This is a genomic window from Nocardioides sp. NPDC054178 (assembly GCF_055585005.1).
The window spans coordinates 395,360-415,937 of the sequence record NZ_JBVJKY010000004.1 but is presented as its reverse complement, the minus strand read 5'-3'; the positions used below and the strand labels follow the sequence as shown (position 1 = coordinate 415,937).

At 72.3% G+C, this 20,578-nt stretch carries 18 protein-coding genes; 5 read left to right on the top strand and 13 right to left on the bottom strand.

Going from position 1 to position 20,578, the window contains the following annotated elements; all coding sequences use genetic code 11:
- Positions 1-45 precede the first annotated feature (45 nt).
- Genes ACZ6WN_RS17885 through ACZ6WN_RS17875 form a run of 3 tightly spaced genes read left to right on the top strand, consistent with a single transcriptional unit; the run spans position 46 to position 2,804 of the window.
- A complete protein-coding gene (locus ACZ6WN_RS17885) occupies positions 46-1,455 on the top strand; it encodes a fatty acid desaturase (protein WP_465866412.1) in 1,410 nt (469 codons plus the stop codon).
- On the top strand, positions 1,452-1,646 hold the full coding sequence (locus ACZ6WN_RS17880; protein ID WP_465866410.1) for a ferredoxin: 195 nt from the start codon (positions 1,452-1,454) through the stop codon (positions 1,644-1,646). The genes ACZ6WN_RS17885 and ACZ6WN_RS17880 overlap by 4 nt, the downstream gene beginning before the upstream one ends.
- A gap of 30 nt (positions 1,647-1,676) precedes the next feature.
- On the top strand, positions 1,677-2,804 hold the full coding sequence (locus ACZ6WN_RS17875; protein WP_465866409.1) for an NAD(P)/FAD-dependent oxidoreductase: 1,128 nt from the start codon (positions 1,677-1,679) through the stop codon (positions 2,802-2,804).
- Between the two features lie 7 nt (positions 2,805-2,811).
- On the opposite strand, the gene ACZ6WN_RS17870 is transcribed toward ACZ6WN_RS17875, so the two are convergent.
- The 7 genes from ACZ6WN_RS17870 to ACZ6WN_RS17840 form a co-directional block, all read right to left on the bottom strand.
- Complete coding sequence (locus ACZ6WN_RS17870; protein WP_465866407.1) at positions 2,812-3,702, bottom strand: universal stress protein; 891 nt, start codon at positions 3,700-3,702, stop codon at positions 2,812-2,814.
- 60 nt (positions 3,703-3,762) lie between these two features.
- The gene (locus tag ACZ6WN_RS17865) at positions 3,763-4,179 is read right to left on the bottom strand and encodes a pyridoxamine 5'-phosphate oxidase family protein (protein WP_465866405.1); all 417 of its coding nucleotides are present in this window, start codon (positions 4,177-4,179) and stop codon (positions 3,763-3,765) included.
- 14 nt (positions 4,180-4,193) lie between these two features.
- Positions 4,194-5,165, bottom strand: coding sequence for a universal stress protein (locus ACZ6WN_RS17860; protein WP_465866403.1), 972 nt, complete (start codon positions 5,163-5,165; stop codon positions 4,194-4,196).
- A gap of 79 nt (positions 5,166-5,244) precedes the next feature.
- The gene (locus tag ACZ6WN_RS17855; RefSeq protein WP_465866402.1) at positions 5,245-7,884 is read right to left on the bottom strand and encodes a bifunctional acetate--CoA ligase family protein/GNAT family N-acetyltransferase; all 2,640 of its coding nucleotides are present in this window, start codon (positions 7,882-7,884) and stop codon (positions 5,245-5,247) included.
- Between the two features lie 73 nt (positions 7,885-7,957).
- Positions 7,958-8,545 carry a hypothetical protein gene (locus ACZ6WN_RS17850; RefSeq protein WP_465866401.1) on the bottom strand — a complete coding sequence of 196 codons (588 nt, stop codon included), beginning with the start codon at positions 8,543-8,545 and terminating at the stop codon, positions 7,958-7,960.
- A 305-nt stretch (positions 8,546-8,850) separates the two neighbouring features.
- The gene (locus tag ACZ6WN_RS17845; protein WP_465866399.1) at positions 8,851-9,747 is read right to left on the bottom strand and encodes a universal stress protein; all 897 of its coding nucleotides are present in this window, start codon (positions 9,745-9,747) and stop codon (positions 8,851-8,853) included.
- A gap of 157 nt (positions 9,748-9,904) precedes the next feature.
- Entirely contained in the window at positions 9,905-10,624 is a 720-nt protein-coding gene (locus ACZ6WN_RS17840; RefSeq protein WP_465866397.1) for a hypothetical protein, read from the bottom strand.
- A gap of 162 nt (positions 10,625-10,786) precedes the next feature.
- On the opposite strand from ACZ6WN_RS17840, the gene ACZ6WN_RS17835 reads away from it, so the two are divergent.
- A complete protein-coding gene (locus ACZ6WN_RS17835) occupies positions 10,787-11,050 on the top strand; it encodes an SHOCT domain-containing protein (protein WP_465866396.1) in 264 nt (87 codons plus the stop codon).
- Positions 11,051-11,087: 37 nt separating this feature from the next.
- Here the strand turns inward: ACZ6WN_RS17835 and ACZ6WN_RS17830 are convergent, their stop codons facing one another.
- The 4 genes from ACZ6WN_RS17830 to ACZ6WN_RS17815 form a co-directional block, all read right to left on the bottom strand.
- The gene (locus tag ACZ6WN_RS17830) at positions 11,088-12,749 is read right to left on the bottom strand and encodes a SulP family inorganic anion transporter (RefSeq protein WP_465866395.1); all 1,662 of its coding nucleotides are present in this window, start codon (positions 12,747-12,749) and stop codon (positions 11,088-11,090) included.
- A 39-nt stretch (positions 12,750-12,788) separates the two neighbouring features.
- Positions 12,789-14,540 carry a sensor histidine kinase gene (locus ACZ6WN_RS17825; protein ID WP_465866393.1) on the bottom strand — a complete coding sequence of 584 codons (1,752 nt, stop codon included), beginning with the start codon at positions 14,538-14,540 and terminating at the stop codon, positions 12,789-12,791.
- Positions 14,541-14,582: 42 nt separating this feature from the next.
- Entirely contained in the window at positions 14,583-15,251 is a 669-nt protein-coding gene (locus ACZ6WN_RS17820; protein WP_465866392.1) for a response regulator, read from the bottom strand.
- A 94-nt stretch (positions 15,252-15,345) separates the two neighbouring features.
- The gene (locus ACZ6WN_RS17815; protein ID WP_465866391.1) at positions 15,346-16,104 is read right to left on the bottom strand and encodes a DUF4389 domain-containing protein; all 759 of its coding nucleotides are present in this window, start codon (positions 16,102-16,104) and stop codon (positions 15,346-15,348) included.
- Positions 16,105-16,258: 154 nt separating this feature from the next.
- Here ACZ6WN_RS17815 and ACZ6WN_RS17810 point away from each other — a divergent pair, with 154 nt between their 5' ends.
- The gene (locus tag ACZ6WN_RS17810; protein WP_465866389.1) at positions 16,259-16,777 is read left to right on the top strand and encodes a flavodoxin family protein; all 519 of its coding nucleotides are present in this window, start codon (positions 16,259-16,261) and stop codon (positions 16,775-16,777) included.
- Here the strand turns inward: ACZ6WN_RS17810 and ACZ6WN_RS17805 are convergent.
- Together ACZ6WN_RS17805 and ACZ6WN_RS17800 are read right to left on the bottom strand one after the other, a co-directional pair.
- A complete protein-coding gene (locus tag ACZ6WN_RS17805; RefSeq protein WP_465866387.1) occupies positions 16,774-19,515 on the bottom strand; it encodes a bifunctional acetate--CoA ligase family protein/GNAT family N-acetyltransferase in 2,742 nt (913 codons plus the stop codon). The genes ACZ6WN_RS17810 and ACZ6WN_RS17805 overlap by 4 nt on opposite strands.
- Positions 19,512-20,405, bottom strand: coding sequence for a universal stress protein (locus tag ACZ6WN_RS17800; protein WP_465866385.1), 894 nt, complete (start codon positions 20,403-20,405; stop codon positions 19,512-19,514). Before ACZ6WN_RS17800 ends, ACZ6WN_RS17805 begins: the two co-directional genes overlap by 4 nt.
- Positions 20,406-20,578: the final 173 nt, after the last annotated feature.

Here is a 20,578-nt window from a genome sequence, read left to right as displayed (position 1 = left end):
ACGTCCATTCTGACAAGGAACGTAACCGGCATCACAGGAGGCAAGATGACACTCGACGCCAGCGGCACCGTCGACAGGGGCTCCACCGAGCGGTGGCGGGACAGGAAGCGCTATCTGTGGCTCCTCGGCCTCGTGGTCCCCTCCTTCGCCTTCATCGCCGTGGGTGGCTACGTCCTGACCGGGTGGGGGGTGTTCCTGTGGACGGGACCCATCGTCGTCCTCGGCATCGTCCCCTTCATCGACTTCGCGGCCGGTCTGGACCGCTCCAACCCGCCCGACGACATCATCGAGGAGCTCGAGGAGGACAGGTACTACCGCTACATCACCTTCGCGTTCCTGCCGATCCAGTACGCCGGGTTCGCCTTCGCGATGTACCTGATCGCGACCCAGGACTGGCCGTTGGTGCACAAGATCGGCCTGGCTCTCACCATCGGGTTCATCGGCGGCATCGGCATCAACACCGCCCACGAGCTCGGCCACAAGAAGGAGAGCCACGAGCGCTGGCTGTCCAAGATCGCGCTCGCGCAGAGCTTCTACGGGCACTTCTACATCGAGCACAACCGCGGCCACCACGTACGGGTCGCGACGCCGGAGGACCCGGCCTCCTCCCGCATGGGCGAGAGCCTCTACGGGTTCTGGTTCCGCACGGTCTTCGGATCGCTCAAGAGCGCCTGGGGTCTGGAGGCCAAGCGCTACCGGCGCAAGGGCACCCACCCGTTCCACCTCGGCAACGACGTTCTCAACGCCTGGCTGATGAGCGTGGCCCTGTGGGCCGGCATGACGCTGTGGCTGGGCGTCGGGATCCTGCCCTACCTCGTCCTCCAGGCCGTCATCGGCTTCTCCCTGCTCGAGGTCGTCAACTACCTGGAGCACTACGGGATGCTGCGCCAGAAGACCACCTCCGGGCGCTATGAGCGGGTGCTGCCGATGCACTCGTGGAACTCCAACAACATCGCCACCAACGTGCTGCTCTACCACCTGCAGCGGCACAGCGACCACCACGCCAACCCCACCCGTCGCTACCAGACCCTGCGTGACTACCGGGAGTCCCCGACCCTGCCGACCGGCTACGCCGGGATGATCGTGCTGGCCCTGGTCCCGCCGCTGTGGCGCCGGGTGATGGACAAGCGCGTCGTCGCGCACTTCGACGGGGACGTACGGCTGGCCAACGTACGCCCCGGCCGGCTCGACAAGCTGCTCGCCGCCTACCCGCCTCCGTCCACGCAGGCGCCCGCCGAGGAGCTCAGCGACGTCACCCGGCAGAGCTTCGACGACGAGGTCGCCGCGGGCCGGTGCCCGGGCTGCGGCTACGTCTACGAGGTCGCCGTCGGCAACGAGCTGGAGGGCTTCGCCGCCGGCACCGCCTGGCGAGACATCCCCGACGACTGGTGCTGCCCCGACTGCGGCGTACGCGAGAAGGTCGACTTCATCCCGCTCAAGGAGTCCATGCTGTGAGTGTCATCGAAGCGGACAAGACGGTGTGCGAGGGCATCGGCATGTGCGAGGCCCAGGCCGACACCTACTTCCAGATCGGCGACGACGGCCTCGTCGAGGTCCTCACCGACGAGGTGCCCGACCCGGACCGCGGGTACGTCAAGGCAGCCGTCGACTCCTGCCCGGTCTCCGCGCTCCGCCTCCTCGGCTGAGCCCGGCCCATCGAAGCAGGAAGCAGACCAATGCCATCACTGCTGGTCGTCGGTGCCGGCCTGGCCGGGCTCCGCGCCGTCGAGGGCGCGCGCCAGGCCGGCTGGGCGGGGCCGATCACGATCGTCGGCGAGGAGCCGCACCCGCCCTATGACCGCCCGCCGCTGTCGAAGGCGGCGCTCCTGGCCGAGGAGCACCCCGGTGTGCCGGTGCTCCGCTCGAGCGAGGTGATCGAGGAGCTGGGGGTGCGCCACCTCTCGGGGGTGCGGGTCGAGCGCCTGGACACCGAGCGGCGCACGGTGGGCACCAGCGCCGGCGAGCTCGGCTACGACGCGCTCGTGATCGCCACCGGCAGCACCGCGACGACCCTGCCGGGTCTGACCGGGCTCCCCGGCGTGCACGTGCTCCGTCGCTATGACGACGCGCTGGCCGTACGCGAGTCGCTGGCCCGCTCGCGGCACGTGGTGATCGTCGGGGCGGGGTTCATCGGCTCCGAGATCGCCTCGGCCGCCCGCGCCCGCGGCGTCGAGGTCACCGTCGTCGAGGCGAGCCGGCGCCCGCTGGAGCGCGCGGTCGGTCCGCGGGCGGCCGGGCAGCTGATGCAGCTGCACGCCGACGCCGGCGTCAGGCTCCTGACCGGGACGACCGTGTCCGGCGTACGCACCTGCGACGACGGGGTCGAGAAGGTCGAGCTGAGCAACGGTGAGGTGCCGGCGGCCGACGCCGTGGTCCTGGGCATCGGCGCCCGTCCGGCGACGTCATGGCTCACCGGCAGCGGGCTCGCCCTGGACGACCGCACCGGCGGGGTTCTGTGCGACCACCGGCTCGCCACCAGCGCGCCCGGGGTCTGGGCCGCGGGCGACGTCGCGTGCGTCGACGGCGAACGTGGCGAGCACTGGACCGGCGCGGGCGAGCAGGGGCGGGTGGCCGGGGCCAACGCCGCCGGCGCGGACGAGGTCTTCGCGTCCGTCCCGTTCGCCTGGTCGACCTGGCACGGCCACCGGATCCAGGTCGTCGGCGCGACGACGGCGGCCGAGGAGGAGGAACGAGAAGCCGGGTTCATCCTCTACCGGCGAGACGGCGTCGAGGTGGGCGCGGTCGGCATCGACAGCCCCGGCCCGATCGCCCGGCTCCGCCGCTCCCTGGCGGCTCCGCGCTGAGCGCGGCTCACACCGCGGTCGCCGGAGGCGAGGTGTCGGCGCGGGAGAGCGCCGAGGGGACCACGGCGACGACGCTGTGGGCGTGGTCCAGGAGGTGCCCGGCCACGCCTCCGTCCGCGCCGACCACGACCATGTGCATGGTCCGGGACTGCTCGACGAGCGCGTGCGCCAGGCTCCCGGCCTCGATCCGCACGCGGGGGTACAGGTCCGGGTAGCGCTCCCGCAGCCCGGCCACGCACTCCGCGGCCAGCAGCCGGTCCTCGTCGCGACGTTCGGCGCCGTGGAGGGCGTAGCAGTACAGCACCGTGATCGGCAGGTTGCGCTGGGCGGCCTGGGCGAAGCCGAACTCCAGGGCGGGGACCGAGTCGCCGGTGCCGTCGATGCCGACGAGGACGCCACGGCCCACACCTCCCTCACCCGGACGCAGCACGACCACCGGACACCGTGCGTCCTTGACGGTGGACCTGCTGACCGAGCCGAACACCCGGCTCCGGATCGGCCCTCTCCCCCGGGATCCGAGCACGAGCAGCGACGCGTGCCCGGAGGCGGCGTCGAGCGCACGGGCCGCGGACCCGATCTCCAGCTCGACGCTCACCACGGGACGCCGGTGACCGCTGAACCCCGGCGCTCGGGAGAGCTCGTCGAGGCGCCGGTCGGCATGGGCCCTCGCCTGCTCCAGCACGCTCGCCCCGTACTCCTGCTCGGGCTCCGAAGGTGCGCCCGCCCGGAACCCGGGCGGGGTGTCGAGGGTCGCGGCGGGCACCACATGGAACAGGCCGATGTCGCGTCCGTCCCGAAACGCCTGCTCGGCCGCCCAGGACACGCTCTCGGCCGCTGCCGGCCAGCTCTCGACGCCGACCAGGACGGCGCCCTCGGGGATGATGGCTTCGTACGTCATCTCGACTCCTTGACACGACTCGGTTCGGGTGGCGGGGCTGGTGCACGGCGAGGTGCGGGCTCAGACCGGCACGACGCGCCGGCCGGTGATCTGGGTCGGCGTGATGCAGACGTACAGCGTCCGCCGGCCGTCGGCCCACGGCTCCGGTCTGAGGTCGTGGGCGCTCAGCCAGACACCGTCGACGAACGCCGCGCTCCCGCGCGCCAGGACGCTCCAGCCCGAGGAGGTGTAGGCGTCGAACTCGTCGACCTGGTAGGAGACCGGGCCGGCGCCCACGTGATCGGCGATGGCCGTACGCGGCGCGGTGCGGAACACGATCCGCTCCCCGACCATGACGTGGTTGACCGGGAGGACCATCGGCCCCTCCGAGTCACCGAAGGCGACCCGACCGACCTCGCTGCGCTCCAGCAGCTCCAGGCATTCGTCGTGGTCGATCGTGGTCAGGTGTCCCGGGAACCAGCGTGCTGCCAGGTACATCCTCTGCTCCTTCGTCACCGTCGTCCGGAACGGGCCGGCTCGTCGGCTCTCGTGCCGAGGCCCTCGGTGGCCTCGGCGGCCCCGGCGTCCCCCTCGAACGCCGGGGCCACGTGTGTGTCGATCTCGACCGGGCAGCTGCTCTCCCGGAGCACCGCCCGGGAGGTGCCGCCCAGCTGTCCCAGGCCGAGGAGGTGCCGGCCCCGGCCCAGGATCAGCAGCCCGGCGTGCCGGGACGCCTCCACCAGGGCGTACGCCGCTTGGGCGTGCACCACCTCGACCCGGGTGTCGACCCGGCCGGTCGCCGGGTCCGAGGTGTTCCGGGCGGTCTCGAGGGCCGCGGCGAGCTCGCGCTCGGCCCGGTCGATCCACGCCTGCTCCTCGCTCCCGACGGCGAGGTAGTCCTGGTAGGCACCGAACGTGTGCCAGGCGTGCAGGAGCCGCAGCCGGGCCCCGCGTGCAGCCGCCACCTCCAGCCCGCGGCGGACGAGCGCGTCGGAGCTGGCGGCGTCCTGGATCCCGACGACGATGTCTCGGGATGCGTCGTCCACCGACCAGCCGGAAGGGACCACGACCATCGGCGCGGACGAGTGGGCCGCGACCGGGCCGAGGATGGAGGAGGTGATGATCCGGTCGAACAGGCGGCGTCGCTGGTCACCGAGCACGAGCAGGCGCGCCTTGGTGGCCTCCTGGACCAGCACCGACGCCGGTCGGCCGAGCAGCAGGTAGGTGGTCACCACCGCGCCCCTGTCCGCGACGGCGTCCTCCGCCTCGGCGAGGATCGCTCGTCCCAGCTTGCCCATCCTCGAGTCCGGGTCCGTGGGCGCCGGCGGCCAGGTCGGCAGCGGCGGCGCGTAGGGGTCGACCACGTAGACGAGGTGCAGCGCGATGCCGGCCCGGGCCGCCTCCGTGGCGGCGTAGCGGGCAGCGGCCAGCCCGGCCTCGGTCCCGTCGACCCCGGCCAGGATCAGGTTCCTGCTCTCGCTCATGACTCCAAGACTCGGGGGGCGAGACGATCTCCCGACAGGGACCGCCGACCCGAACCGAAGGCCTTTGGTCGGTCCCCGCTCACCCGACTCGGTGGTGCCCCGGGGCGAGCAGGACCTTCGCGTCGACGACCGCCAGGCCGTGCTCGTGCACTATGACGGGATCGAGATCGACCTCGGCGACCTGGGGCAGGTCGTCGGCGAGGCGGCCGAGGCCGATCAGCAGGTTCTCCACGGCGGCGACGTCGGCCTCGGGGGCGCCCCGGTGCCCGAACAGCAACGGCGCCGTGCGCAGCTCCCTGAGCGCCGAGGCGGCATCGGTGTCGCTCAGCGGCGCCAGCCGGTAGGACCGGTCGCCGATCAGCTCGGTCGCCACCCCGCCGTAGCCGCACGTCACCAGCGGCCCGAACACGCCGTCCTGGTCGACGCCCACGATCAGCTCGGGCCCCGGCCGGACCTGGCGCTGCACCAGGAGGCCAGGCCGCTCCACCGGGATCTCCAGGAGCTCGCGGGCCGCCGCGCGGGCACCGTCGGGGTCGGTGATGTCGAGGCGTACCCCACCCAGATCGGTGCGATGGACGATGTCGGGGTCGGCGAGCTTCAGCACGACCGGGTAGCCCAGCCGGTCGGCGGCCTCGACCGCCTCCTCGACCCCGTCCGCCAGGGCGCTCGCCACGACCTCGATCCCGTACGCCCCCAGCAGCCGTTCCACCTCCGAGGGCGAGAGCGACCGGCTGGTCGGGGAGTCCGCCAGGACCTGTCGTACGACCGCCCTGGCCGTGGCTCGGTCCGCGCCGTCGACGGAGGGTGGCCGGCCCGGCGGCGTGGCCCGCCATTCGGCATGGCGGGCGATGGGGGCGAGCGCCCGGGCGGCGTCCTCGGGGAACCAGAACATCGGCACCCGATGTCGACCCGCGCTGACCGGGCGGGTCGCACCGATGCGCCCGAGCATCACCGCGACCGTGGCCACCGGGACGCGCTGTCCCGGACCGATCGAGTTCAGCCCCCGGCACGCCGTCCGCACCGCCCGCTCGAACGCGGCGTCGCTCAGCGCCGGCAACGGCGTGTGCAGCGCGATCAGCATGTCCACCTCGCCGCTGCGACCGAGCGCGGCCAGCACCTCGGCGTACGCCTCGGAGGTGACCCCGGAGCCGAGGTCGACCGGGATCCGTACCGACGGCGCCGCCGGGACGATCTCCCGGATCCGGGCGGCCATGGTCTCGCTCAAGGTCACCGGGCGCAGCCCCTCCACCAGGCAGGCGTCGGCGGCGAGGAGCGCAGGGCCGCCGGCGTTGCTCACGATGCCGACCCGGCCTCCCAGCGGCAGGGGCTGGTTCGCCAGCACGCTCGAGGTCTGCAGCAGCTGCTCCAACCCGTCGACCCGGATCACGCCGCACTGGTGGAAGAGCGCGGCCACCGCGGCGTCGCCGGCGGCGGCATCGCCGCTGCCTCCGACGAGCGCGACGATCGGCTTGTGCCGGGACAGCAACCTGGCGAGCCGGGAGAACTTGCGCGGGTTGCCGAAAGACTCGAGGCAGAGCGCCACCACCTCGGTGGCCTCGTCCTCGGCCGCGTACATGAGCAGGTCGTTGCCGCTCACGTCCGCCTTGTTCCCCGCCGAGATGAAGCACGAGAGGCCGACGCCGAGGTCCGCCGCCCGACGCAGCGCGGCGATGCCGACGGCTCCCGACTGGGCCATCATCGCGATCCGGCCGCGGTGCAGCGGTGTAGCGGAGAAGGTCGCGTCCAGGCGTACGTCCGGGTCGGTGTTGGCGATGCCCAGGCAGTTGGGGCCGACCAGGCGCATGTTGGCGGACCGGGTCACGGCCAGCACCTCGTCCTGCAGCTTGGCTCCCTCCGGCCCGGACTCGGCGAAGCCGTCGGTGAGGATCACCAGGTCGCGGACGCCGCTGCGGGCGCACTCGCGCACCACCTCGAGGACAGCGGCGGTGGGCACCGCGATCACCGCCAGGTCGACCACCTCGACGATCTCGTGGACCGAGGAGGCACAGGCCAGGCCGAGCACCGTCTCGCGGTGCGGGTTGACGGGGTAGATGCTTCCGGTGAAACCCGCCTGCAGCAGGTTCTGCACGACCAGGTGCCCGGGATGGTTCTCCCGCCCGCTGGCGCCGACCACGGCCACCGACTGCGGCCTCAGCAGCCCCCGGACGGAGGAGGCGTCGGCGCTCATCTCCCGCGCGGTCGCCGCCGCGACCACACCCTCGATCGGCCAGACCGGGAACCGCACCTCCACGGTCTCGCGGTGCGGGGTGGAGGCCAGCACGAAGCCGGAGTGGCGCAGGACGTCGAACGCGGAGGCGTCCTGGGCCAGGACATAGGCCACGAACGTGGAGATGCCGGCCCGGCGCGCGGCCAGCGCGAGGTGCTCGAGCACCAGGGTCGCCAGACCTCGCCCGGCGTAGTGGTCGGCGACGACGACCGCCAGCTCGGCCTCGCCACCGCGCACGCTCAGCCCGCTGGCGAGCGCCACGACCCGGCCCTCGACGATCGCCAGCTCGGCGACCGCTTCCCCCGCGGTCAGTCCCGACATCAGGTCGTCGACGAACCGGGAGGCATCGGTGCGTCCCAGGTGGAAGAACCGCAGATAGCGACCACGGTCGGAGAGACCGTCGTGGAGCGCGATCAGGGCGTCGCGGTCGCTCACCTCGACATCGCGGACGTGGGCGATGGTGCCGTCGCGCAGCAGCACGTCCTCGGCCACGGCTCAGCCCTCCGCGGCCAGGACGGTCCGGGCGACGATGACCGAGGTACGCACGTGGCTCATGATCCAGCCGTCATCGCAGCCATGCGTGGTGCATCACGACCGGCATCCGTGCCCACTGCTTGCCGAAGCCCCAGGTGTCACCGGCGTACGTCAGTGCCAGCACGCCGACGGTCAGGGCACCGAGCAGGTGCTCGTCGATGACCGGGTTGTTCTCCAGCGGGAAGCTGGAGAGCCACATCAGTACGTACATGGTCGCGCCGGCGACGGCGCCGATCCGCATGGCGACCCCGAACGTGAGCGTGAGCCCGACCCCCAGGAGGCCGAGCATGAACAGCCAGTCGACCCACCACACCCCCGCCATGTCGTTCCACATGCCCTGCAGCCAGTTGTGCTCGGGCACGTTCGAGAGGTAGCCCTCGGTCGGGCTGCCCCCGTTGACCCAGGCCTGGCCCTCGGCGAGGAAGTCGATGCCGGTGCGGGTGCCCGCGTCGTCGGTGATCGCGCCGGTGTGGAAGCCCAGCGCGAGCAGCTTGTCGAAGAAGGCCCACAGGAAGGTGAGCCCGAAGGCTATCCTCAGCACCGCCAGCAACCGTGCCGCGGGCAGCGGGTAGTGCCCGGGCAGCGTCGTGGCCGAGCCTGGTGTCGAGATTGAGGTCATGATTCCTCCATGGGTCTCGCCGGCCCGTCCTGGCCGGACCCCTTCAGCCAATCGCCGCCGAACCGTGGCGGCGAGAGAACGGGGTCCGCCCCGGGCGGGCCCTTCGTCCCCGGCGCCTCAGGACGGTCGGCCCCCAGGTGTGGCTCACGGCCGGTACGCCCCGGCCAACCGCCCGGTAGGGGCCCGATGCGTAACCAGCCCCTACCGGGCGTCTTCCCCGGGCCGGCCCACACCCCCTGTGGTCGGCTCCCGGAGGCTCTTCGGCCGGTTCCCTAGCCCGTCATCGCAACACTCCTGACACCGGCTCAACCATCTCGGTCGACCGGGTCGGACTGACAGGGCACCACGGCGACCGGCACCTCGCCGTTGTGGATCACCTCGCGGGCGACCGGTCCGAGACCCCAGGTGCCCCGCACGTCGTGGCGTCGTCCGAGCACGATCAGCTGCGCGCCGATCGACCGGTCCACGATGATGCCGGCGGCATGGCCACGGTCTCGCTCGATCGTGACCTGCACCTGCGGATACTCCTCACGCAGCGGTTTGAGCGCCGCCTCGAGATCCATGCTGCTGCGTTCCTGCCCGTCGCGTACGAGCGGTGCGTTGAGGGTCGGGTCCCAGACGAGCACGGGGTGCAGGTTGACCGAGTGCATCACCACCAGCTCGACCTGGTCGCGGCGGGCCCGCTCGAACGCGGCGCGCAGCACCGGCTCGTGGAGACTGTCCGGGTCCACGCCGACGACGATCGCTTCCCCCTCGTGGTCCGCCGGGCTCCACCCGGGTGGCACGACCACCACCGTCCCGAGAGCCCGTCCGGCGACCCTCATCGCCGTCGATCCGACCAGGAACCGATGAGAACCGCCGAGGCCACGTTTGCCGACGACCAGCAGATCGTCCACGTCCGAGTAGCCGAGCAGCGCCGGCACCGGATGGTCGAACTCGATCAGCGACACCGTCCGGACGCCGGCATGCGCGGCTTCGACCTGCCGCTCGATCTCCCCCAGCACCGACCACAGGCGCCCGTCCACGGCGCCGTCCTGCTGTCGCACCGGGTGCCGCACGGCGCCGATCGGCACGAGCGGGCGGCCGGAGGCAGCCGCTTCCGCGATCGCATAGGCCACCGCGGCCCGGTTGGGCTCGGAACCGTCCACGCCGACCACGACCCGCGGTTCCAGCGGCGGCAACGGGCGGGTCGGTAGACCCATGGGCTCCCCACCCACAGCGGTCTGCCGGCCCGGACTCGAGGTCGCGGTCATAGGTCCCTCCATCGCGAGATCGCGTGATCGATCCAGTGCCTCCAGCGAATCTCGCCCGTGCGCACCGGGCCAGGGACATAGGTCGGACAGGTCGGGCCCAAGGTCCTCAGGATCGTGGCTCGGTACGCGCCTCGTCACCGCCCGGCGGCGCGCCCCGCAGGTAGCGGTCCGGCCCGCCTGCAGCCCGGGCGCCGGAGCGGAACCACGCCTCCAGCCCCTGCGCGTCGCGCCGCCCGAGCTCATCGAGCAGCACCTCGCGGATCTCGACCGCCCGCAGCTTCGCGCTGAGGCCCTTGGCCCGTTCGAGGGCGACGTAGCTGGATCGCCAGGCCATGCACAGGTCGGTGTCGGTCAGCCCGTCGGTGACCGCCAGGACGGCCTCGACCGGGTCGATCGCCTGGGATCCGATGGCTTCGACCACGGCCCCCGTCGTAGTTCCTGCGACCGTGCCTGCGCGCGAGCTCCGCCTGGCGCGCCGGTGGGCGCTCCTCAGCGGGGATTCGGCGCGCGGCGGCCAGCCGAGCCACCCCGACTCCCAGACGGCGGCGAGCCCCGCGGCCATCACCAGCAGCGCGCTGGACCAGCCAAGCGCGAGGACGAGCCCCGCGCCGGCCAGCGCGGCGCTCGGCCACAGCAGGCTCTTGCCGAGCAGGGCGGGCCACCGGATCGTCGCCTTCTCGGGCCCGAGGCACATCAGCATCGTGAAGGTGACGAAGCTCCCGCCCGCCCACCACCCGATCGTCATGGACACCGACCACGCCATGAGCGCGGCCATCCCGCAACCGACCACCATGCCTGCCACAGCGGCCCACACCCATTGCCTCATGAGGTCACTTTCCCGGCAGTCCGGGGCCGGGCGGAGGGGCCACGATTCCTCCTGCTCCGGGACCAAGGCCCCGACACCGGCAGTCGTTGGCCACTCGCTGGGTCTCCACCGCCCAGCGCACTGTCGGGGCAGGCAGTTCGGAGAACGATGAAGGGGCTCGCGATGATGTACTGGTACGGCTCGGGGATGAGCGGCTGGGCCTATGCCCTGATGACCATCAGCATGATCCTGTTCTGGGGTCTGATCATCACCTCGGCCGTCGTGGTCGGTCGCAGGCTCCTGCGCGACGAGCCGCTGCCGACCGGAGCGCCGAGCACGCCCGAGGACGTGCTCGCGATGCGCCTGGCGCGTGGTGAGATCGACGAGGACGACTACGAGCGGCGGATGGCGACGCTGCGAGCCAGGGAGATCACCGGTCCACGTTGAGCACCGCGCGAGGAGATCCCGAGGACCTCGGTCAGCATCACCGCGCCCGCTGCCGGAAGGCCTCGACGGCGGTGGGGAGGGTCGGGAAGAGATGATCCTCACCGATCCGGTCCAGGATGCCGGACGGAGCCAGCGAGTCACGCAGGTCCTGTTTGATCCTGGCGATCGCGAGGACGATGCCCCGCTCGCTCAGCGCCGTACGCAGCGCCTCCAGCGCGTCGACCGCGGTGATGTCGACCTCGGTGTTCGCCTCGGCGTTCAGCAGGAACCACTCCACGGGCCGCTCGGCCGCCTCGACCGCCGCGAGCGCGCGGGTGCGGAAGTCCTCGGCGTTGGCGAAGAAGAGCGGCGAGTCGTAGCGGTAGACGAGCAGGCCGGGGACCTCCTCCGCGTCGGGGTAGTCGTCGACGTCGTGCATCCCTGCCAGCCCCGGGACGTGACCGAGGACCGCGTCGTGCGGGTGCGCGACCCGGCGCAGCAGGTCGAGCACCGAGAGCCCGACCGCGATCAGTACGCCCCACATCACGCCGGCGACGAGCACGGACACCGTCGTGACCAGAGCGAGAAGGAGCTCGCTGCGCCGGAACCGGGCGAAGCGACGCAGCTCGCCCACCTCGACCAGCTTGGTGGCGGCGTAGACCACCACAGCACCCAGCGCGGCCTCGGGGAAGGCCTCCAGCACCGGCGCCAGGAGCAGCACCGCGGCCACCGTGGCGGCCGCCGCGACGTACGAGGTCAGCTGCGTACGCCCGCCCACGGCGTGACCGATGGCGGTCCTGCTGCCGCTGCTGCTCACCGGGAACCCGTGCACGAGCGCCGAGCCGAGGTTGGCCCCGCCGAGGGCGAGCAGCTCGCGCCGCGCATCGACACGTTCGCCGCGGCGGGCGAAGGCGCGGCCGGTGAGGATGTTGTCGGTGTAGCCGACGAAGGCGACGCCGAGCGCCGGGCCGAGCATCGCGACGATGGCGCCCGGGTCGAGTGCGGGAAGGCCGGGGGCGGGAGGCCGGCTCGGGATCTCGCCGACCAGCCGCAGCCCGGAGCCCTCGCCGAGCAGTGCGACCAGCGCGGTCGCGGCGAGCATGCCGATCAGCGCGACCGGAGCACGCGGGACGAGCAGGGAGCCGACGATCATCGCAGCGGCCGCGCCGACACCGAGCAGCAGCGTGGGGACGTGGACCTGGTCGAGGTTGCCGAGGAAGCTGCCGACCTCCGCCGGCAGCCCGTCGCCGGTGACCGTGACGCCGGTGAGGTTGTCGAGCTGGGAGACGACCATGAGCACCGCGATCCCCGCCATGTAGCCGACCAGCACCGGCCGCGAGAAGAGCTCGGCCAGCACCGAGACCCGCAGGAACCAGCCCACCACGCAGATCGCGGCGACCACGAGCGCAAGCGTCGCCGCGAACGAGGCGGGGTCCTCGGCCGCGGCCGGGATGGTGCCGATCGCCGCCGCCGTCATCAGCGCGGTCGTCGACTCCGGACCCACCGAGAGCAGCCGGGAGGTGCCCAGCAGCCCGTAGACCACCATCGCACCGACGCACGCCCACAGCCCGGTCTCGGGAGGGAGACCGGCCAGCTCGGCGTACGCCATCACCTGGGGCACCAGGTAGGCGGTGATCGTCACCCCGGCCAGCAGATCGAGCCACAGCCAGCGCCGCTGATAGCCGCGGGCCCACGGCGGCAGCATGCGGCGTACGTCCATGGCAGCACTGTCCCACGAGTCGCCGCCCGCCGGCCGCGATCAGCCCAGCGGGACCGACCATTCCACCAAGGTCCCCTTCGGGGTCGCCGGCTCCACGGTGCACCGGCCGCCGCGGACCTCGGCCCGGTGGCGCATGTTGGCCAGGCCGCTCTCGACCGCGTCCTCGGGAATGCCCTCTCCGTCGTCGCGCACGCGAAGGACGAGGTCGTCGGCGGCGGAGAGCGAGACGTCCACCTCGCTCGCGTGCGCATGACGGACCGTGTTCGAGAGCGCCTCGCCGAGGACGGCGACGACGTCCTTGGCCAGCTCCGGCGAGGTCCGCAGCCGGATCGGCCCGTCGAAGTCGAGGCTCGGGCGGAACTTGAGCGAAGCCGCCGCCCGGTTCACCAGGTCGGTGACCTGGGACTGGATGTCACCGCTGTGGGCCGGGGTGCCGAGCTCGAAGACCGCACGCCGGAGGTCGCGGATGGTGTCGTCGATGTCCTCGACCGCCTGGTCCAGGCGGGCGCGCAGCTTCGGGTTCTCGGCCAGGTTGAGTCCGCCCTGGAGGCGTAGCCCGATGACGAAGAGCCGCTGGATCACGATGTCGTGCAGGTCGCGGCCGATCCGGTCGCGGTCGTCGTAGACCGCCAGCCGCTGCCGCTCGTCACGGTTCTGCGCCAGCCGGATGGCCAGCGCCACCTGGCCCGCGAACGCGTCGGCGACGGCCAGGTCGACGTCCTGGGCCTGTTCGGCGTTCTCCCGCCGCCAGGTCAGGGCGAGGACCCCCACCGCGTTCATCTCGTCGGACGGGTCGGTACGTCCCAGCGGGACCAGCACAGCCGGGCCGAGGTCGCTCATGTCGATGACCGCCGCGGCACTTCCGCCCGCGGCCGCGCTCGCGATGTCCTCCACGATCATCGGCACCCCGTCATGGATCGCCCGTCCCGCGACCGACTCGCGCAGCGGAGAACGCTTCAGCACCTCGACGTCGACCTCGGTGCCGGAGACCACTTCCACCCGCAGCCGGTCGGCGGCGGGCCCGGTGACGATCCAGGCGACGTCGGCACCGGCGATCTCGCGCGCCCGGTCGACCACGAGCTGGAGAGCGGTGGTGCGGTCGATGTCGCCCATGAGCGCGCTGGTGATCTCGGCGCGCGCGTCGAGCCAGCGACCACGGCGGGCAGCCTCCTCGGCCAGCAGGGCGTTCTCGATCGCGACGCCGGCGGCCGCAGCCAGGGCGACCACGATGCTCTCGTCCTGGTCGGTGAACTCCGCACCGTCGGCCTTCTCGGTGAGGTAGAGGTTGCCGAACACCTTCTCGCCGGTGCGGACGGGGACGCCGAGGAAGGACCGCATCGGCGGATGGTGCTCGGGGAACCCGTAGGACACCGGATGCCCGGTGATGTCGTGGAGGCGCACCGGCTCGGGATGGTCGATGAGCAGGCCGAGCAGACCGTGTCCGGTGGGCAGGTCTCCGATCCGCAGCTCCTGCTCGGGGGTGAGACCCCGGGTGACGAACAGGCGCAGCCGCCGCTCCCCGCCCTTGGCCAGCACGCCGAGGGCCGCGTACTTCGCTCCGACGAGGGTCTGGGCGACCTCGACGATCCGGTTCAGCAGGTCGTCGATGGAGAGCCCGGCACCCATCGTGATGATGCCGTCGAGCAGAAGCCGCCACCGCACCTGCTCGTCTCGAGCGACCGTGACCCGGTCGAGCACTTCGGTCAGCAGCTCGTCGAGCGGTGTATTGCTCAGCGTCTTCTCGGCGGCGTCATCCGGTGAACGTCGCTGCCTGGGTGGCGTACGTCCCACGTCGACCCTCCACGTCACATGAGTGGTACACCCCCCAAAGTATCAGCCCTGCAACGTTTTAGTGACAAGGATCGCCGCCTGCGTACGGCTCTCCAGCCCCAGCTTGGCGAGCAGCGAGGAGACGTAGTTCTTGACCGTCTTCTCCGCCAGATGCATCTCCTTGCCGATCTGCCGGTTGGTCATGCCCTCGCCGATGAGCTCCAGGATCCGGCGCTCGTGGTTGGTCAGGTGCTCGAAGACGGAGTTGGACTTCGGCCCGCTGCGGATCCGCTCGAGAACCTGGGCGGTGACCGCGGGGTCCAACGTCGACCGGCCCGCGGCGACCTGGCGCACGGTGTCGACGAGGTCGGCGCTGCGGATCTGCTTGAGCAGGTAGCCGGCGGCGCCGGCCATGATCGCGGAGAACAGCGCGTCGTCGTCGTCGAAGGAGGTCAGGATGAGCGCGGCGATCCCGGGGTCCACGGAGCGGATGTCGCGACAGACGTCGATGCCCGACCCGTCGGGAAGGCGGCCGTCGAGGATCGCGACATCGGGGCGCAGCGCGGGGATCCGGTGACGTGCCTCCTCGGCGAGACCCGACTCGCCCACGACGACGATGTCGTCCTCGTCCTCCAGGAGATCCTTGATCCCCCGGCGGATCACCTCGTGGTCGTCGAGCAGGAAGACCCGGATGGGCTCTGCTGCGCTCTCGGGCTCTGCGGATTCGGTCACCTGCTCAACCTACGACCGAGGACGGCGCTCGCCAATGCTCGTCTTACCCGTGCGCTGAGGACCAAGGTCCTTCGACGCACCCGCGGGAGCCCGCTCATGGCTGCCCGGTCCCGACCGGGTTCTCGGTGGGCTGCGGCACCAGTGCCTCACCCGTCGGCGCAGACGGCTCCGGCGGGGCGGGCACGGCCGGGTCGCCCCCGCCCTGGTCGAGCCGGAAGGGCGGATAGCTGTCGGTCATCAGGAAGACGTACGCCCCGACGCGGGCCGCCCACCGGTCCAGCCCGAGGACGAGGTCGAAGATGCCGCGTGGGTAGCCGCGTCCGAACAGCATCGCCACGCCGGCGAAGAGGACCAGCAGCCCGACGATCCCGCTCCCCCAGGCCCAGGTCCAGGTGTCGGGGTCCCCGCCTGCCTGCGCCACGTACAGGCCTCCCCCCAGGAAGAAGCCCAGGAGCATCAGGTGCGGGATCGCCAGCAGCCACGACTTCACCAGCACCAGGCCGCGCGAGAGTCTCTCGGGGTAGGCGATGTGAAGACGGGCCGGGTAACCGGGGACGTCCTCGAGCGTGAACGGCGGGTAGGCGTCGGTGCCGAGCGCCGCGTAGCCGTAGTAGTCCACCCGCCAGGTCCAGCGCAGCACGCCGAGGTTGAAGTCGAAGATCGTCCGCGGATAGCGGGCGGTGAACAGGATCGCGAACCAGGCGATGACGCTGAGCACGCTGAAGGCGATCCAGAGGAAGAACAGGATGATGTAGTGCGGGATCAGCAGGAGCCACTTGACCAGCCACAGGGCTCGGCTGACCCGGGTGTCGAACTGCCCCTCGAGCACTACCGGGGAATGGGAAGTGTTCATGGCTCCAGCCTCCGCACGGCGGGGCGCGATGGCATCGGACCAAGGTCCTCTGGTCGGGGACGTGTGCCACTGCCTGGACGCCTACCTTCGGCCGCAGCGTGGTGCCAACGGCACCGCGCGGAGGGCGCGGCGCCCTCGGAAGGACGTGAACCACATGCGAGCAGCCGTCGTCTACGAGTCGATGTTCGGTAACACCGAGACCATCGCGACCTCGGTCGCCAACGGTCTGCGGAGCGCCGGCCTGCAGGTCACGATGATCCCGGTGACGGTCGCCGGCGACGACGTGCTCCGCACCCACGACCTGGTCGTGATCGGCGCCCCGACGCACACCTTGGGCCTGAGCAGGCCGAGCACCCGCGCCGACGCCGTCCTGCGGGGCGCCCCCGCGGCGGTCGAGGCGCGGGGCGTGCGGGAGTGGCTCGACGACCTCCAGGACGCGCGCTCGGTACGCATCGCCGCCTTCGACACCCGGGCGCGGGCGATGCGTCGCCTCCCCGGCTCGGCCGCCCGGCACGTCGCTCACCTGCTCCGCCGCCGTGGCTACGACGTCGCCCCCTCGACGAGCTTCTACGTCGGCGGCACGAAGGGGCCGCTGGCCCGCGACGAGGAGGCGCGCGCCGGCGACTGGGCCACCGACCTCGGCCACCAGATGATGCGACGGGTCGTGGTCTAGAGATCCTCCGCGGCGCCGGCGGGCGGGAGCAGGCTTCTCAGCGCGGGGTCGGAGGCCTTCGGCAGCGGTTGCAGCCGGACCTTCGCATCGACGACCGAGATCCCGCGCTCGTGCACGATCAGCGGATTGAGGTCGATCTCGGCCACCTCGGGCAGATCGTCGGCGAGGCGCCCGAGGGACACCAGGAGATGCTCGACGGCGGCGGTATCGGCCGGCGGCGCGCCGCGGTATCCCGACAGCAGCGGCGCCGTGCGCAGCTCCCTGAGCGCCGCGGCGGCATCGGCGTGACTGAGCGGTGTCAGCCGGAAGCTGCGGTCGCCGATCAGCTCGGTGTAGATGCCGCCGTACCCCACCATGACCAGCGGCCCGAACAGCGGGTCCTGGGTGACACCGGCGATCAGCTCGACACCGGCGGCGACCTGGCGCTGGACGATCAGGCCCGGATGCCCGGCCACGACGCCGAGGAGCTCGTGGGCGGCGACGCGCACCTCGTCGGGACCCGTCAGACCGACGCGGACGCCACCCACGTCGGCACGATGGGCCAGACCGGGGTCGGCGACCTTCAGCACGACCGGGTAGCCCACCCACTCGGCCGCATCGACCGCCTCCTCCGCGCCGTCGGCCAGCACGCTCGGCAGCATGCCGATCCCGTAGGCGGCGAGCAGCTGGCGCGTGTCCGGCTCGGTCAGCCGGCACCCCTGCGGTGCCACCCGCAGCGTCCGGGCGATCACGTCGCGGGCGGTCGCCCGGCTTCCCGGAGGCGCCTCGGTGGCGGGGGTGTGCGGCTCGGCGCGCCACTCCGCGTACCTGACGATCGGGCCGAGGGCACGCGCGGCATCCTCCGGGAACGCGAAGACGGGCACCCTGCTGCTCCCGACGCTGACCGGCCGGCTCGGGCCGTGCGGGTCGAGCATGACGGCCACGGTCGCGACCGGCGGTGCGGTCTGCTCCGGGCCGGCACGCAACGCGGTGCGCAGCACGCGCGTGAAGGCGGCATAGGGCAGAGCCGGCAGCGGCGTACGCAGGGCGATCAGCATGTCGACCTCTCCGCTGCCGATGATCGTCGAGACCACCTCGGAGTAGGCCTCCCAGCCGACGCCGGAGCCGAGGTCGATGGGCATCTGTACCGAGGACGCGTCGGGCACGATCGCCCGGATCGCGGCCATGGTCCCCGGGCTCAGCGCGGCGACCTGCAGCCCTTCGCCCTCACAGGCGTCGGCGGCCAGGACGCCCGGCCCGCCGGCGTTGCCGACGATCCCGACGCGGCGGCCACGGGGCAGGGGCTGGTTGGCGACCACGCTGGTGGTCTGCAGCAGCTGCTCGAGGCTGTGCACGCCCATCACCCCACACTGCCGGAAGAGTGCTTCCACGGCCTCCGCGGAGGTCACCGCCGAGGCGGTGTGGCCGCCCGCCGTCCGCCGGCCGGTGCGGCTGCTGCCTCCGACCAGGGCGACGACCGGCGTGTGGTCGGCCAGCCGCCTGGCCAGGCGCGAGAACTTGCGTGGGTTGCCGAACGACTCCAGGTAGAGCGAGACCACCTCGGTCGCCTCGTCCTCCGCGGCGTACATGAGGAGGTCGTTGCAGCTGACGTCGGCCTTGTTGCCGGCGGAGATGAACGCCGACAAGCCCACGCCGAGCTCCTCGGCCCGTTGCAGCACGGCGATCCCCACCGCCCCGGACTGCGCCATCATCGCCACCCTCCCGCGGCCCGTCGAGGTGGGCGAGAAGGTGGCGTCCAGGCGTACGTCGGGGTCGGTGTTGGCGATCCCGAGGCAGTTGGGCCCCACCACGCGCATGCCCGACCGGCGGGCGACCGCCAGCACCTCGTCCTGCAGGCGTCGCCCGTCCGGGCCCGCCTCGGCGAAGCCGCTGGAGAGGATCACCAGGTCACGTACGCCGCTGCGGGCACACTGCCGCACGACCGCCGGCACCTCGGCCGCCGGCACGGCGACCACGGCGAGGTCCACCGGCGCGACATCGAGCACCGAGGGGTGGCAGCGCTGTCCCAGCAGGAAGTCACAGTGGGGGTTGATGGGGTGGACGGTCCCGGCGAACCGCGCTCGCAGCAGGTTGCGCACGACCTGGTGGCCGGGGTGGTCCGCGCGCCGGCTCGCGCCGATCACGGCGACCGAGCGCGGCCGCAGCAGCGCCGCGACGGAGTCGGCGTCCGCCCGCTGCTCGCGGGTGATCATCGCCTCCAGCACACGCTCGGTGAGCCGCACCGGGAAACGTACCTGGACCGTGTCCTCGTGCAGGGTCGAGGTGAGGTGGAATCCGGCGTGCTGCAGGACGTCGAACGCGGGGGCGTTGTCGGCCATCACGGAGGCCACCAGGTCGCTCATGCCCGCTCCGGCCGCCGCCACGGCCAGATGCTCCAGGAGCAGGGTGGCCACACCGTGGTGGAGATAGCGGTCGGCGACCACCAGGGCCAGCTCGGCCTCCCCGCCCGCACCCGTCCTCGTGCCGCTCGCCAGCCCGACGATGCGGCCGTCGACGACGAGCACCTTCGCGACCGCCTCGCCGCCGGCCAGCCGCGGCAGCAGGTCCTCGACGAAGCGGACCCCGTCGTGCACCCCGACGTGGAAGAACCGCTCGTAGCGATGCCGGTCGGAGAGCTCGTCGTGGAGCTCGACCAGCTGGTCCCGGTCCCCCGCCTCCGCATCGCGTACGCGCCCGATGGAGCCGTCGCGCAGCAGCACGTCCTCCCCGGCCGGTCCCGCTCCCTCGGGCACGTTCATGAGGCCTCGGGCGCCGGAGGAACGACCTCGACGGGACATGTGGACTCGCGCAGCAGAGCGTGGCCGGTGCCGCCCAGACGGCGCAGCGGGAAGGCGTGCCCACGTCGGCCGATCACCAGCAGGGCTGCCCTCTTCGACACCTCCGTGACGACCCGGGCCGGCTGACCCCGGTGGACCTCGATCCAGGCGTCGGCCCCGGCGGAGTTCGGCACCTGCCGTCGGGCACGCTCGAGGGTCTGCATCAGCCGGTGACGCGCGTCCGCCGCGATGCCTGCCGCGTCCAGCTGCCGCAGCGTCGACGCGTGGTAGACGGCCGGGACGTCCCACGCGTGGACGATCACCAGACCGCCGTCACGGTCCACGGCCTCCCCGAGGGCCCGAGCGACGAGCTCGGTGGAGGTGTCGCACTCCGCGACGGCGACGACCACCCGGCGGGGGTCCTGGTCGGCGGGCGAGATGGCCGGCACGACCACGACGGGCACCGGCGCGCGCGAGGCGACCCGGCCGGTCACCGAGCCCGTCACGATGCGGGCCAGGCCGTGGTGGCGCTCGTCCCCGAGAACGACCAGCACGGACTGCGCCGCCGCGTGCACGAGCTCCGTCACCACTGCCCCGTCGCGCAGTGACGAGGTCACGTGCTCCGCCCCGAGGATCTCGGCGGCCTCCTTCTCCGCGTGGGCCAGCGCGGTCGCACCGGCCTCGCGGATCTGGTCGGCCAGGCCCGAATAGCCGTACGGGTAGAAGACGCCCGTCGCGACGGCGAGATCGATCACGTGGACGAGCCACAGCTCGGCTCCGCTTCGCTGCGCTCGCTCCGCGGCATGCCGGATCGCGGCTCGGCCGCCTTCTCCCCCATCGATGCCGACCAGGATCCGGTCGTGCTCGGCCATCTCTTCTCCTTGCGGGCTCGTGTGCGCGTTCGGGTGGTGCTCCCAATCTGGCCGGGCCGCTTCGCGGGTGTCAGGGCCATCGGTGCCGCGAGCGCGGGACCAAGGTCCGGGCGGCGGACGGATGTCCGCCGCCTCAGGACCGATGCGTCGGCAGCACGGCTCCGGGTCGGCAA